This window comes from Hymenobacter sp. HD11105 (assembly GCF_054051685.1).
Map to the genome: position 1 here is coordinate 343156 of NZ_JBSWBR010000003.1, position 16849 is coordinate 360004.

Annotated in this window: 4 protein-coding genes; 3 read left to right on the forward strand and 1 reads right to left on the reverse strand. The window is 54.8% G+C overall.

Going from position 1 to position 16849, the window contains the following annotated elements; translation table 11 throughout:
* Positions 1–444: 444 nt before the first annotated feature.
* Entirely contained in the window at positions 445–2664 is a 2220-nt protein-coding gene (locus tag ACW9KT_RS12065) for a bifunctional alpha,alpha-trehalose-phosphate synthase (UDP-forming)/trehalose-phosphatase (protein ID WP_457080681.1), read from the forward strand.
* Positions 2665–2740: 76 nt separating this feature from the next.
* On the opposite strand, the gene ACW9KT_RS12070 is transcribed toward ACW9KT_RS12065, so the two are convergent.
* Positions 2741–3487, reverse strand: a complete 747-nt coding sequence (locus tag ACW9KT_RS12070; protein ID WP_457080683.1) for an SDR family oxidoreductase — start codon at positions 3485–3487, stop codon at positions 2741–2743.
* A 751-nt stretch (positions 3488–4238) separates the two neighbouring features.
* On the opposite strand from ACW9KT_RS12070, the gene ACW9KT_RS12075 reads away from it, so the two are divergent.
* Positions 4239–5303, forward strand: a complete 1065-nt coding sequence (locus tag ACW9KT_RS12075) for a LacI family DNA-binding transcriptional regulator (RefSeq protein ID WP_457080685.1) — start codon at positions 4239–4241, stop codon at positions 5301–5303.
* 806 nt (positions 5304–6109) lie between these two features.
* Positions 6110–16519 carry a N,N-dimethylformamidase beta subunit family domain-containing protein gene (locus ACW9KT_RS12080; protein WP_457080687.1) on the forward strand — a complete coding sequence of 3470 codons (10410 nt, stop codon included), beginning with the start codon at positions 6110–6112 and terminating at the stop codon, positions 16517–16519.
* Positions 16520–16849: the final 330 nt, after the last annotated feature.

A 16849-nucleotide genomic window follows, 5' to 3' on the forward strand; every position in this document is an offset into this window, starting at 1 on the left:
TCTCCTTCGCGCTGCCCACCGGCAAAACAAACTAACACTAGTGTACTAGCTCACTTCTGAGTTGAGCAACCTATTTATTTATGAAGTTGATTTGTGAATACCGGCCGATAACAGGCGCCGTGCGGACCGGCCTATATTGATTAGATCTATTGAATAGCGCCTTTTTACCGCTTTAGGCCAACGGGGGTTATAGTTGAGCTTGATGCAAAAAGCCAACTACGTAAAAGGAATTTATGGCCTATTAGGCGCTGACACCGTAATGAAGCACGATAACCTTGCTGAAGCCAACTGCCAATCCCGTACTAATACGGACAAGCTAACTCGCAAAAGCGCCCGAAAATCCGTAGTTGCTGTCCGGCCGCGGGCAGTGAAGACACGTTATACAATCCAGTTTTCAAACCGGTACTGTTCTCCTAGTGGGGGCTTTTTTATGCGTTTTAAGCAATGGCCAGAACGATTATTGTCTCCAACCGCCTGCCAACCAAAGTGCAGCGCACCACCGCAGGCCTCACTTTTCAGCCCAGCGAAGGCGGCCTGGCTACGGGCTTAGGCTCCATCTACCGGGCCGACGACAACCTATGGGTGGGCTGGCCGGGTTTATTTGTTGAATCCCAGGCCGAGCAGCGGCACATCACCGAGCAGCTGCGCGACGACAGCATGGCGCCCGTGTTTCTGACGGAGGCCGAAATCCGGGACTTTTACGAAGGCTTCAGCAACTCTACCCTCTGGCCTACCTTTCACTACTTCAGCCAGTACGCCACCTACGAGGAGGCCCATTGGGAGGCATATGTAGCGGTAAATCAAAAGTTCTGCGACGCGCTGCTGGAGCTAGTCGGCCCCGACGACACCATCTGGGTGCACGACTACCAGTTGCTGCTCTTGCCGCAGATGCTGCGCCGGGCGCGGCCTACGGCCACCATTGGCTTCTTCCTGCACATTCCGTTTCCTTCCTACGAGCTGATTCGGGTGCTGCCCTGGGGGGCAGAATTGCTGCAAGGCATGCTGGGGGCCGATTTGCTGGGCTTTCACACATTCAACTACATGCGCCATTTTTTGAGCGCTGTTTCCAATATCCTCGGGCTACCCAACCAAAACGGCCAGATCGAGACGCCCAGCCGCATTGTGCTGGTCGACGCCTTCCCGATGGGCATCGACTACCAGCGCTACGCCGAAACGGCAGCCTCCGAAGCGGCCAGCGCCCACATGCAAACCTACCGAGCTGCTCTCCGCGACGTGCGCATGATTCTGTCTATTGACCGGCTCGACTACACCAAAGGCATTCCACAGCGGCTGCAGGCTTTCGAGGAGCTGTTGCAGCGCCATCCGGAGTGGCGCGAGCAAGTCAGCCTGTTAATGTTGGTGGTCCCTTCCCGCGACCAAGTGGCCCAATATCAAGCCTTAAAAGTGGAAGTCGATGAGCTAGTGGGCCGCATCAATTCCCAGTACGGCACCATCAGCTGGACGCCGATTCTATACTTTTACCGCTCCTTGCCATTCGAGGAGCTAACGGCCCTGTACCGCATGGCCGACGTAGCGCTGGTAACGCCCGTCCGCGACGGTATGAACCTGGTAGCCAAGGAGTACATTGCATGTAAAGCCGACTTGAAGGGTGTACTGATATTAAGCGAGCGAGCCGGCGCTGCCCAAGAGTTGTCCGATGCTCTGCTGATCAATCCGACCGCCACGGGCCAAATGGTAGACGCCATGCACCAGGCCCTACAAATGCCCCCCGAAGAGCAAATCAGCCGGATGAGTCACCTTCAGGCCATCGTGCAGCAGTACGATGTATTTGCCTGGACGGAGCTGTTTATGAACCGGTTAGCCTACAGCAAAATCAAGCAGCTGACTTTGGGCACCGAGTCATTGGGCGAAGAAGCCACCGCTCAAATGCGCGAGGAATATCAAGCCGCACCGCGCCGACTTCTGCTCCTAGACTACGGCGGCACGCTGGTAGGCTTCCACAACAACCCCCAGCAGGCCAAGCCCGACGAGGAGCTACTGGAAGTGCTGGGCAAGCTGGCCTCCAATCCGCAGAACCAAGTTGTCGTGATCAGCGGCCGTGACCGCACCACGTTGGAAGAGTGGCTGGGTCACTTAGCCCTAGATTTTGTTGCCGAGCACGGCGTCTGGCTGCGACGGGCCGGCGAAGAGTGGCGACTGTTTCAGGAAATGCGCTCCGACTGGAAAAGCGAGTTTTTGGCGCTGCTGCAGCAATACGTTAGTCGTACCGCAGGCTCGTTCATTGAAGAGAAGGAATACTCTCTGGTTTGGCACTATCGCCGCGCCGATAAGGCACTAGGAGAAGTCCGGGCACGCGACCTGCTCAGCCATCTCTCGTTCATGACTTCCAATACCGATTTGCAGGTACTGGAAGGCAATAAGGCACTGGAGATTAAGAGCATCGGCGTCAATAAAGGCACTGCTGCCCTACGCTGGCTTGAACCTAGCGCGCCAGAGTTCATCTTGGCCATCGGCGATGACCGCACCGATGAAGACATTTTTCGAGGTCTGCCTTCTAGCGCGTACTCCATAAAAGTAGGTGGCGGCGTGCACTCAGCGGCCCGCTATTGTGTAGGCGGCGTAGCCGATGTGCGCAAGCTGCTGGCGGAGCTAGCTGAAGTACCCGTCAGCACCGATTTACAAGTGGCATCTTCACAGGCTTAACTGATTTCAGCTTCCTTATTTATGCAAAAAAGCCCCCCCAGCGAATGACTGGGGGGCTTTTTTATGGTGTGCTAGCTTAATGACTATTCATCTGCTGGAATCGGGCGTCCAGCTCAGCCCGCGAGGCTTGCCGGATGCTTTCCGAGGTGCCGTAGCCGACCTCTTGCTCTCCGCCAGCTAAGCGGGCCATGATGCTGTCGGCAAACTCATCTACCGGCACAGCCCAGTTATGCAAGCCCGGTCCACCCAAGTCAGTATTCACGGCCGGCGGCACGATTTCGAGCACGTCAATTCCCTCCGCGCGCATCTGCTGGCGCAAGGCCAGCGTGAAGGAATGCAGAGCTGCCTTCGTGGCGCAGTAAATGGGTGCTATAGCCATCGGCGCAAACGCCAGCCCCGACGACACATTGATAATGACCGGATTGGTTTGCTGGCGCAGGTGCGGAATCAGCAAAGCGGCCAAGTGAATAGGCGCGTCGAAGTTGATGGCTATTTCCTGGTGCTGCTTTTCCCAGGCATCGAGGCTGGGGGGCAAATCGGCGAGCTGAAAACGGTTCTGAATGCCAGCGTTGTTGATGAGCACGTTCAGTTTAGGGAAATCGGCCAGCACCTTGCGGACCAGCTCGGCGCGGTCGGTGGCCTGGGCAAGGTCGCACTCGTAGATGTGCAAGCCGGGCACTTTCTCCTGCGCCTCCCGCAGCTTATCGGCTCGCCGTCCGCAAATAATGACTTCGCTGCCCGCATCGCGGAAACGCTGAGCCAGGGCCAGCCCAATACCAGAGCCCCCGCCGGTGAGGAGAATCGTGTTGTGTTCGAGCTTCATGAAATGAATTGATTAATTGCTATATGGGAGGTTTTACGAACAGCAGGCCCGCGAAGCTGATTCGGCGGCGCGGTTAGGACAAGCACTATCGTTACTGAAGGCAGTCCATACTCAGGTCATTTTACATATAATGGTCTTACCTGTTGGGCAATTTGCTCGTTGATCTTTAGTTTTTCAGACGATGCAGACAACAAATTCTCGCCTAAACTGTATTCCTTCAGCGCCTTCGGACTAAGAAAACAATCAACTAAAGGATTGACCAGCAGAAAAATACGGGCATAAAAAAAGGCGCCCCACCCGGAACGCCCTTTTCATATCCCAATGCCGGAGAATCAAGTCCCACCCCTACTCCGGCTTGGGGCAGCTTAGCACGGCTGGCATAAGTAGGCAAAGCCCCTATACTACCGCGAAAAGCTACTACCAATAGCGAGTTATTAGCTCACCGTATTATCAAATTGTTATTGCTGAGTACCACTGTTGGATTCGATGGCAATTTACTAAAACAAATGTAACTTGTAACAAACAGCCTATACAATATTAGGTAGAAGCTGCTAAAAATATATCATTTACTTAGCCTACCCTTCCAAAAACATAGCACATTTGTACAAGCAATGAATATGAGACGGTGTTGGGTTACCTTTTATCGTTCCTCGTATTCGTGTATATACACTGGTAAGATAGCCATATATTTTGCTTGCCCGTGCTACTGACTACCTAATTGCCTTCCTTCTACATCGTAGTAAAGCAACCCATGTCAACTTCCCCCAAGCGCGTCTCCATCATAGATATAGCCAAGGCCCTGAACCTCTCAGTTGCTACCGTGTCGCGGGCCCTAGCCGACAAAAAAGACATCGGTGAGGCCACCAAAGCCCGAGTGCGGCAATTGGCACAAGAACTCAACTACCGCCCCAATCAGTTGGCGTCCGCCCTGCGCAAAGGGCGTAGCGGCACCTTGGGCGTAATCGTACCGCACATAAAAGGCTACTTTTTTCCGGCAGTTATGCACGGCATTGAGATGGTAGCTAGCAAGGCCGGCTACAACCTGCTGCTGTGCGAGTCGAACGAGGATGTGCGCCGGGAGCGCCGCAACGTAGAAACGCTCCTTTCAGCGCAGGTTGAAGGTATTTTGGTGTCGGTTTCGGCCACTACTCACAGCGAGATGGACCACTTCGAGCAGGTTCGACAGCAAGGCACTCCGCTCGTCTTCTTCGACCGGATGCCTGAGCTTCCCGGCAGCACGGGCGTAGTGCTCGACGATTTTGCAGGTGCTTATCAGGCTGTTACCCATCTTATTGAGCAGGGCTGCACCCGCATTGCTCACTTAGCTGGTCCTCAGCACCTTAATACCAGCCGCAATCGATACTTGGGCTACGCTGAGGCCCTTCGCGCCCACGGCCTGCCCCTCGACGACGATAACTTGGTGTTCTCGCTCCCAGCTCTCAGCCAGGAGTCGGGCCGCGAGGGCATGCAGCATTTGCTTAGCCTGGCCCAGCCGCCTGATGCGGTGTTTGCCGCCTACGCCATTCCCACGGCTGGCGCCCTAGAGGTGCTGCATGAGCGCGGCGTTCGGGTACCCCAGGAGATTGCGCTGGCTTGCTTCAGCAACGAGCCTTTCACCACTATGACCACTCCCCGCCTCACGGCCGTCGATCAGCGGGCCGAGCAGATGGGCGAAACGGCCGTGCGCTTGTTTTTGCAGCTCTGTAAGCGTGGCCCCCAATATGCCCCCCCGCCCATTGTCCTGAAGCCTGAGCTACGCCTCCGTGATTCTTCTATGCATTTAGCCCAGCTACAACCTCACTTGCTAACTGCCTAAAGCTGACTAAAGGTACTTACGCTTCCCCTTCTGGATAAGGCAGAGCGAGTTTTCTAAACCCCAATTGAATCGGTCTTGATTCAGTTGGGGTTTTGCTTTTACACCCCAACAGCAGCTATACTTCCTAGCTTTTTATGGTAACGGACTGCAGCAAAGCTTATGTATTTATATTATTCTATGAAACGAATCACAACGAGGCTGACAAATCTAATTGTATAATACCCCCAGCAAGGCTACCGTTGAGGTAGCCTATTTAATTATCACTTAGGAAATGTTGTTATATATTCTATTAAATAAATATAATAAAATACGCTTATACAGGCTTTTTTAATAGTTAACGATAAAATTTTGCTTAGCATATTTAAGCAAGTTTAAGCTCGACTGTTTTAGTATTTCTGTAATAAGCTCGACGCTAACGCAGTAGTTTATTGGTAGGTTACAACGTAATACGATTTTTATATGAATAGAGCTGATACAGTGAAAGCTTATTCAAATAATTATAAAAATAATTCAACAAATACCAAGCTGAACATTAGATTAGTTATGATTTTTGTGCATATATTTCAATTCGTAACTAAGCTGGTCAGTATGTGTAGATCTACAAAATAGTTTCTTTTCAGCTAGGTAAGCTTCTGTCTTTACCTGTGCTAACATTCGAATCTGGCGCAGTTCCTCGTCACGATTCGCTCCTCAGCTTCTTCCATTCAACACCATCCTTAATGCCCTGAAAACTGGGCAGGGTGACCTCTTGTGCCCTACCCGAGGGGTAGCCTGTACCCTATTGCAACCATCTATTCCTTTTACCCATGAAAAACTCTACGCATGTTTTAAAGGACTCGGCATTCTATCATGCCTTTCGGTTTTCCATTTTTCGGCTATTAACCTCGCATTTCCCCCTCCAGAAGCAAGCGCTACAGCGCTGCAGCCGCTATTTGACGATGTTTGCTAAGGCACCCATCGTCTTCCTGCTACTGACTTTGTGCTCACCTGCTTGGGCACAAAACCCAATAGTTGTTGAGAACAGCAAAGCCGGTAATCCAGCTTCTCAATGGCAGATTTCGCAAGCAGGCGACTTGTCCATTCAGGGTTTTGCGACGGACATCAGCTACAATAAGGGCCAGACGGCTCGTTTCAAAATAAAGACTAATGCAAGCGCCTATCGAATAGACATTTACCGCTTAGGATACTATCAGGGCAACGGGGCGCGGCTGCAAGGCACGGGCACAGTTACCGCCACCTTGCCCCAAACCCAGGTTAACTGCAACACCGAAACCGAAACCGGCCTGGTGGATTGCGGCAACTGGGCCGAATCGGCACACTGGCCTATTCCGGCTGACGCTGTTTCGGGGGTGTACATCGCCAAGCTAACGCGCACTGATACCGGGGGCGCCAGCCACATCGTGTTCATCGTGCGGGACGATGCCAGCTCCTCTGACCTGCTTTTTCAGACCGCAGATGCTACCTGGCAGGCCTACAATGTGTACGGTGATAATGGCAACGGCAAAAGCCTGTACACGGGTGCCGGCGGCAAGGCCTCAAAAGTAAGCTACAACCGTCCTTTCCTCACGCGCAGCGGTGGCGGCGGTGGCGGCCCCGATGAAGACTGGCTTTTCAACGCCGAGTACCCCATGATCCGCTGGCTCGAAGCCAACGGCTACAATGTAACCTACACTACCAACGTCGACACTGACCGGCTCGGCAATCTGATTTCCAACCACAAGGTGTTTATGTCGGTGGGGCATGATGAGTACTGGTCGAAAGCCATGCGGGATAACGTAACGGCAGCCCGCAACGCCGGCAAGCACTTGGCTTTTTTTAGCGGTAATGAAGTGTACTGGAAGGTGCGCTGGGAAAGCAGCGGCGCACAGTCGCACCGCACGCTGGTGTGCTACAAAGAGGGCGCCCAGGGCGAGAACGTTTGTACGGGCAAGTGCGACCCCTCTCCAGAATGGACGGGCTTGTGGCGCGGTGGCTGCAACTTCCCCAACGGCGGAGCTTGCCTACCCGAAAACGAATTAACCGGCCAAATCAGCTGGACCGAATCAAGCGGGCCTCTGCAAGTACCCGCTGCTTACAAAGACCTGCGCTTCTGGCGCAATACCAGCGTTGCTACCTTGGGCAGCAACGCCACGGCCACCTTCACCGATGGCACCATCGGCTACGAGTGGAACCCCGAGCAGGAAGCGTTCCGCAGCACCTACCCCGCCGGCCGCATTATCCTCTCTCGCACCGAGCTGGGGGGCAAAATTCACCACCTTTCTCTGTATCGGCATAACAGTGGCGCACTGGTATTCGGCGCGGGCACCGTGCAATGGTCGTGGGGCCTCGACAGCAACCACGACCGGGGCAGTGCCCCCGCCAGCCGCGACATGAAGCAGGCTACCGTTAACCTGTTTGCGGATATGGGCGTGCAGCCCGCTACCCTAGAAGGCACCTTGGTAGCAGCCACAGCCTCCACTGATACACAAGCTCCCACCGTAGCTATAACCTCCCCTACTGCTGGCGCCACGCTTCCCGGCGGTCAGCCTATTACGATTTCAGGTACTGCTTCGGATGCAAACGTTGTAGCTGGTGTGGAAGTCTCCACCGATGGCGGCACTAGCTGGCAGCGGGCTACCGGCACCACCAACTGGACCTATGCCTGGACACCCACTACCCAGGGTCCGGCCACTATCCGGAGCCGCGCCTTCGACGACTCCGGCAACATGGGCGCACCCGTCACGGTGAGCGTTACCATTTCAGAAATTGCCCCCCCGACCTGCCCCTGCACTGTCTTCCAGCCCACTACTACCCCCACGGGCACCTTAGAAAACGATGGCAACCAAGCTATTCAGCTAGGCATGAAGTTCCGGGCCACGACTAATGGCTTCATCACGGGCACTCGGTTTTATAAGCAGACCGGCAATATCGGCACCCACACTGGGCAACTGTACAGTAGCACGGGCACCTTGCTGGCCAGCGCCACTTTTATCAATGAATCCGCTAGCGGCTGGCAGCAGGTTGCTTTTGGCAATCCCGTGGCTATTACGGCGGGCACTACCTACATTATCTCGTATCACAGCAGTGCCGGCCATTATTCAGCCGACAATAGTGGCTTTGCTCAAACCGTAATAAACGGGCCCCTACGCGGCCTGGCCAACGGCGAAGACGGCACCAACGGTGTTTACGCCTACACCCCTAGTCCTGGCTTTCCCACTCAGAACTTCCAATCGAGCAACTACTTCGTCGATGTCGTATTCGCTAACGAGGTAGGCCCGGATACAAGTCCGCCCACGGTCGTCTCGACCACGCCCGCCGGCAATGCAGCTGGCGTAGCGGTGGGGGGCAATATTAGCATTGCGTTTGATGAGGCCCTTAATCCCGCCACGGTAACGAGCACTACGGTGCAGCTGCTCAATGGCAGCTCATCCGTAGCGGCCAGCGTGACCTACGACGCCAACACCCGCACGGCAACGCTTGACCCAACAGCTTCATTGAGTTATGCCACCACCTACACGATATCTGTACGGGGCGGCAACTCGGACCCACGCATCAAGGATGCGGCCGACAATGCGCTGGCGGCTACCTACACTTCCACTTTCACTACCCAGAATGCGCCTGCTACGCCCCCCGTGGCGTTGCCCTCGCCCAATGAAGGCCCCGGCGGACCAATTCTGGTTATTAGCTCGACAAGCAATCCATTTAGCCGGTTCCCAGTGGAAATTCTGCGGGCTGAGGGTTTCAATGAGTTCGCGGCCAAAGACATAACGGAAGTACGCGCCAACGGCAGCCAGCTAAGCAGCTACGACGTAATTGTGCTCGGCCACATAACACTACAGGCCTCCGACGTGACGCTGCTGACAAACTGGGTAACGGCCGGTGGTACTCTTATTGCCTTGCGGCCGGATGCCCAGTTGGCGCCCTTGTTAGGCATTACGCCCGTCAACAGCACGCTTCTGGATAAATATCTACTCGTAAACACAACCAGTGGCCCCGGCGTCGGCATCGTCAACCAAACGATACAGTTTCATAGCGCCGCCGACCTGTACACGCTGAACAATGGCACAACCAGCTTGGCCACGCTGTACTCGGCAGCAGGTACTGCTACTTCCAATCCAGCCGTTACGCAGCGCATCGTGGGCACCAATGGCGGCAAAGCCGTGGCGTTTACCTATGATTTGGCCCGCTCAATCGTATATACCCGTCAGGGCAACCCCGCCTGGGCTGGGCAGAAGCGCGACGGTCAAAGCGGCCCTATTCGCTCGGATGATATGTTTTTCCCGGATTGGGTAGACCTGAGCAAGGTAGCCATTCCGCAGGCCGACGAACAGCAGCGCCTGCTGGCCAACATCATGATTCAGGGCAGCAAAAAGCCCCTCCCCCGCTTCTGGTATCTGCCTCGAGGGCTGAAAGCGGCCGTTATCATGACCGGCGACGACCACGGTACTGGCGGCACCATCAGCCGCTTCAACCAGTACATCTCGCAAAGCTCGGCCAATACGGCTGAGGCCGTAGCAAACTGGACGGCTATTCGGGGCACCTCCTACATTTACCCCAATACACCCCTCACCAACGCCCAAGCCGCGGCCTACGAGGCCCAGGGCTTTGAAATTGGCTTACACCTGAACACTGAGTGTCAAGTATGGACGCCAACTACGCTGCGCGGGTTCTTTAACGACCAGCTCGCGCAGATGGCGGCCAAATACACCAGCATCGCGCCTACTATCACGCACCGTACACACTGTATTTCTTACAGCGACTGGGCCAGCAAGCCTAAAATCGGGCTAGAGCATGGCATTCGCCTCGATGCGAACTACTACTACTGGCCTGGAGCCTGGGTGCAGGACCGGCCGGGTATGTTCACGGGCTCAGGCATGCTCATGCGCTTCGCCGATCTAGACGGCTCGCTCATCGATGTGTACCAAGCAGCCACCCAGCTCACCGATGAGTCGAACATCACCTACTCCAACCACATCAATACGCTGCTGGATAATGCCCTCGGCTCCAATGGGTACTACGGGGTGTTTACGGCCAACATGCACACCGACTTCCTGCAAACGAGCATTGATGGCTCCAATGCCATTGTTGCGGCAGCCCAGCAACGGCAGGTACCGGTGGTTTCGGCCAAGCAGATGCTGACCTGGCTGGACGGGCGCAACAACTCCTCTTTCGGGGCGATGACGTGGACGGACAACAAGCTCAACTTCACGGTAACGCTGTACAATAACGTTGTCAACCTGCAAGGCATGCTGCCAATGACCGACGCGGTGGGGAGCTTGACCAGCCTCACGGTAAATGGCTCGCCGGTTACTTTCCGCACCGAGAAGATTAAAGGCATTGACTATGCTTTCTTTCCCGCTAACAATGGGAATTATATAGCTAGTTACTCTGCCGATACGCCACCTACAGAGAATATACCACCAGTAATTTCAGCGGTATCCGTAACGCAACCAAGCGCAGGAGCGGCTACCATTACATGGACTACTGATAAAGCATCAGATTCTAAAGTAATTTATGGCACCGATGCTGCAGCCCTAAGCCTGAATGCAACAAATCCAGGTGCGGTTACATCGCATAGCGTTGCGCTTAGCGGGCTCGCGCCCTCGACTACTTATTATTATCGGGTTGTATCAGTAGATGCACAGTCTAACAGCACTACTGAGCCTACTTCTTCAGCTGCGCCGCTAAGTTTCACTACACCAGCAGCACCATCTGCACCAATAGCCGGGTGTTTTGTGGACCAAAATGTTAGTGAGTTCAGTGCGGGCACAACGGGCACGAGCACCTATGTGCCTACCACGGGTGGCGTGCAGCTCAAGCCTGCGGTCCTGCAAGATTTCACCACCACACCTCCTACTACCGAGTGGCAGAGCTTCTCCTGGACTGGTGGCACTACGACCTTCGCCGGAGGCCAAGCGGTAGTCGATGGCGCCCGCTTTAACACGGAGCCCGAAACCGCAACCCTAAGCCCTGGCTCTTCCCTGGAGTTCGTCGCTACTTTTGGTGCCGAAGGCTTCCAGCACGTAGGCTTTGGAGCAGGTAACGATGATGGAGGCATGTACAACAACACGCCCATCTGGGCCATGTTCAGCACCGGCAACAATGCGGGAACAGGCTTGAAAGCCCGCGTTAATAATAATGGCGCTCAGCAACCCGATATAAATCTGCCAGGTGACCTAATTGGCTCCGCTCACACTTACCGCATCGATTGGAAAGCTGCGAGCATTGACTTCTATGTTGATGGCACATTGGTGCATACCGCTTCCGTAGCACTAGCTACTCCTATGCGTGTAGGAGTCAGTGACTTCAACGCCGGTGGAGCCGTCGTAAGCATGGATCAAGTACGAGTCACGCCGTATGCTTCATCGGGCAGCTTTGCTTCCCGCATCTACGATGGCGGCACAGCCAAGACTTGGAAGGAAGCCACTTGGCAGGCTGATACGCCTACGGGCACGTCGATCCAGCTGTTCCAGCGCCAAGGCAATACAGCTACCCCCGATAACACTTGGACGGCCTTCGCGCCTATCTCGGCCAGCGGCGCTACGGTGGGGGGCACGTCTCGCTACATCCAGTACCGGGCCGACCTGAGCAGCACTGCAGGCACAGCTACGCCTACACTGCAAAGTATGGCTATTGACTGCGCAACACCTACTTGTCCTACGGTGGCCTTCACACCCGCTTCAGGAGCTTTAGCTGCGGGCACTGTAGGTTCAGCTTATAATCAAACGATCAGTACTTCTCCTAACGGTTATACTTTCTCGGCTACGGGCTTGCCTGCAGGGCTATCCATAAGCACCACTACTGGTGTCATTAGTGGCTCACCTACGACGACAGCGGTTAATGCTGCAGTAACCGTTACGGTCACTAATGGCACCTGCACAGCTACGGCCAGCTACACCCTTACCATAAATAACATATCGGTAGCCGGGTGTTTCCAAGACCAGACGGTGGGTCAGTTCAGTGCGGGTACGTTGGATGCAAGCACATATGCCCTTCCCACAGGTGGGATGCAGCTCAAGCCTGCTGCCTTTCAAGACTTCACGGCCACACCTCCTACCAGCGAATGGCAGACAGCCACTTGGGACCCTAGTGGGTCGGCTAGGGTCGCTAATGGCGTAGTAGCTCTCAGCCAAGCACATATTGGTACTACTGCCACTTATGGCCCTGGAAGCTCTGTTGAGTTTGTCGCTACGTTCAGGGCATCTTCCTTCCAGAACATCGGATTCACTAAGGATTTTGACTTCAACTCCCCATGGGCGGTAATTGGCACTGGTAATTCAACGACAGGGGTATTTGCTCGCACTAGCGATAATGCTAGTGTCCAGCTGCCTGGTAATCTATTAAATGAGCCCCACCGGTACCGGATTGATTGGAATGCAACTAACTTCACTTTCTATGTAGATGGGGTTCAGCAGGCAGTTATCAACTTTACGGTCTCTGAAAACCTCCTCTTCCAGGCAAGTGCCTACAATGCAAGTTCACCTGCACTGGAACTAGATGAAGTGCGGGTTATGTCCTACCCCTCATCGGGCAGCTTTGCTTCACGCATTTACGATGGAGGAGCGGCCAAAACCTGGAGAGAGGCTACTTGGGTAGCAGACCTGCCCGCTGGCACTTCACTGCAACTGTTCCAGCGCCAGGGTAATACGGCCACGCCCGATGGCAACTGGACAGAGTTTACCCCAGTTGCCAGCAGCGGCGCAACAGTGGGCGGTACGTCTCGCTACATCCAGTACCGAGCTGATCTAAGCACAACCACCCCCAGGCTTACGCCCACGCTGCAAGCTATCGGCATTGCTTGTGCCACCCCTGAGTGTGCTACGCTGGTCTTCGCGCCAGCTACGGGCACAACGCTGACAGCAGCCACTGTTGGCTCAGTCTATAGCCAGACGATTAGCACCACGCCCACTGGGTATAGCTTCTCAGCTACAGGCTTGCCTGCTGGCTTAAGCATTGATGCCTCGACCGGTGTTATTAGCGGCACCCCCACCGCAGCAGCGGCTAATGTTGCTGTGACGGTCACGGCTACCCAGGGCGCTTGCTCGGCCACGGCCAGCTACACCCTTACCGTCAATGCCGCTAATGCAGCTCCTGTTTTAGCGTCCATCGGGTCGAAGTCAGTCACGGCGACTACACTACTCACCTTTACGGCCAGTGCCAGCGATGATGCTGGTAGTACACTGACGTATAGTCTGACGGGCACGGTGCCCGCTGGTGCTGCAATTGCCCCCCAGACGGGTGTCTTTACTTGGACTCCCACCCTGGCTCAGGTTGGTACGCATACGTTCACTGTAGTTGTATCCGATGGATCAGCTTCTGATAGTGAGGAAATTACGGTTACTGTACTAAGTAACGCTCCTACTGATATCAGCCTGAGCCAAACGAGTGTGGCAGAGAATCAGCCAAGCGGCACAGTAGTCGGAAGCCTTAGCGCAACGGCTCCTGGAACCGCAACTTTCTCCTACTCACTAGTAACAGGCGAGGGAGCCACAGATAATGCTGCGTTCGTTATTGCAGGCAGCAGCCTAAATACGAATGCTGTATTCGATTTCGAAACGAAGACGTCCTATTCGATTCGGGTGCGAGCAACTGAGAATGGTAACGATGCCAATTCGTTTGAGAAGGTATTCGCCATCTCAGTTACCAATGTGAATGAAGCACCTGTGCTGGCCTCCATTGGACCTAAGTCGGTGACTGCTCTGACATTGCTAAGCTTCTCGGCTACAGCTACTGACCCCGAAAGTCAAACCCTGACTTTCAGCTTGGCAGGCACGGCGGCCAATGGCTCTACGCCTGCGGGCTCGGTACCAGCGGGCGCTACCATTAGCCCTGCGGGTGCCTTTAGCTGGTCCCCTACAACTTCGCAGGTTGGTACTCATACATTCCGCGTAGTGGTGTCCGATGGCACAGCTACCGATGAGGAAACCATTACCGTCACGGTTAACAGCCCAGCTCCAACCTGCCCCACGCTGGCCTTCGCGCCAGCTACGGGTACAACGCTGACAGCAGCCACTGTAGGTTCAGCCTATAGCCAGACGATTAGCACCACGCCCACTGGGTATAGCTTCTCGGCGACTGGCCTGCCCACTGGGCTGACTATAAACGAGGCTACCGGCAGCATTAGCGGTACGCCTACGGCCGCCGTCACTGCTGCGTCCATCACAGTTACAGCTACCAAAGGAGAGTGTACGGCAACTGCCAACTACACGCTCATGGTGGGTGCAGCGAATAGGGCTCCGGTCTTGGCAACGATTGGCCCAAAAACGGTGAATGCTCTCTCTACGCTCACCTTTACGGCGCTGGGCACTGACCCCGATGCGGGCCAGATCCTGACCTACAGTTTGGTGGGCTCGGTTCCTACTGGTGCTACCATAGATGCCACCACCGGGGAATTCAGCTGGACCCCAACCTTAGCCCAGATTAGTACCCAGGCTTATGCCCTCGTCGTAAAGGTTTCCGATGGAGTAGCTGATGCCTCCGAAACGGTTTCTGTCACCGTAACGAGTACCGCTCCGACGAATATCACTCTAAGTCAGACTAGTGTAGCTGAAAATCAGTCTATGGCAACTGTGGTTGGCAGCTTCACTACCACCTCAGCCGGCACTCAAACATACACTTACTCTCTGCTAGCTGGCCTGGGGGGCGCTGATAACGCTGCCTTCCAAATTACGGGCAATCAGCTGCTGACAAACGATATGTTTGATTTTGAGGCTAAGAAGGCTTACTCGATTCTGGTTCGAGCAACTGATGCGAGCAATTCGGCTATCTTCTTTGACAAAAACTTCATTATCGCCATTACGGACGTAAATGAAGCGCCGGCTATGGCTGAGCAGACCTTCTCAGTGCTGGCAGGTTCTTCTAATAACACCCGTGTAGGTGTCCTGATTGCCTCCGATCCTGATGCTGGCCAATCGCTGAGCTACAGTATCATTGATGGCAACAAGGATGGGGCATTTAGCTTGACGGGGGTCAATCTGCGGGTTGCCAAATCGTCAGCACTCACGGGGGACAACTCGCCGTTTGTATTGACGATAAGAGTTACCGACAATGGTTTTCCAGCGCTGAGCACCCTAAGCACTGTAACGGTAAACGTCAGCGGGGGCAATCGAGCACCTGTGCTTACTGGAGTGCCAGCATCGGCTTCTATTCCGGCGATTAACCCCTACACCTTCACCGCAGTAGCCACCGACCCTGATAATGACCCTATTAGCTTCTCGCTGGAATTTGCGCCGAGCGGAGCGTTAATCGACGCCAATACGGGTGTGTTCACCTGGACTCCTAGTGCAACGCAGGCCTTAGGCACGTATTCTTTCGCAGTGAGAGCCAGCGATGGTAAGGCCACCACGAGTGCCAGCATTGTCCTGACAGTAACTGCCGAATCTTTGCCCCCCACGATTACGTCCATCTCGCCTATTGCCGGGCCGGTGGGCGCGGCAGTCACGATCACAGTACTCAACCTAGGCCTAGGCCAGGCGCCTACTGGGGTGGAGTTCTCTAACGGCGTTCCAGCCACGGTGTCCTCGTATAATTATAATATTGAGCAGAAGACCACGACTATTTCCACGAATGTTCCGGCTGGATCGACCACGGGCCGCATAACGGTGCTAACCTCAAATGGCCCAATCGTGAGTGAACAGATCTTTACGGTCTCGACCATTAGGCTTGCCCCCACTATTACCTCGTTCTCACCCACGTCAGGGCCCATCGGCACGGAAATAACCGTGATAGGCACCAACTTGCTGGGTGTGATGCAGGTAACCTTTGATGGTGCCAGCGCTCCAGTGGTTCCCAATACCAATACGGGCACTTCGTTGAAAGTAAGAGTGCCCGTGGGCACGAGGAACAACAGCAGGCTAACCGTCTATAATGGGGTTGGTACGGTTACCAGCAAAGACATGTTCCGGGTAACCAAGAGTGCCGTCAGCCTGACGAGTACGGTGGCGCCCGGGGCAGCGGCAGAGGCTGGCTCTACGCAGGAGCTACAGGTGTATCCCAATCCCGTTCAGGACAGGGACAGGGCGCACGTGAGCTTCAGCCTGGCCAAGGAAGAAAGCTACTCGCTGAATCTGTATGACATGCGGGGCAGCTTACTCCGGAAGCTGGGCGATGGCACCGCACAAGCCGGCCGCCGCTATGAGTTTGAGGTAGACGTTCATCTGCTGCCAGAGGGCATTTATATCGCCCGATTGATAACCGACTCACACATGCAAATGGTACGGATTACGGTCGGAAAATAAGCCCCGGCGACACGCTCAGGATAGGTGGCAAGCAGGCGAAAGCTACGCTTGCCACCTACACCTGCTACTGGTTCTGACAACACATTTTTCCCTGTCCACTATGCGGTTATTGTTGTAAATTAAGATGAAGCGTCTTGCTCGACAGTACCTGAATTTTGCCCCCCAGCTCTCAGTCATGGCTCGTCGCCACTTGCTACTCCGACGGGCCAGCGCCAGCGAACTTCTCTGTGACCCTCTAGGAAATGCCAGCCGTTTCGCGCTGCATTCGCATCTGAAAAAGCCCCCCGGCTCTGCTGACTAGCCGCTTCCAGACGACGCGCTTGTCAGCGC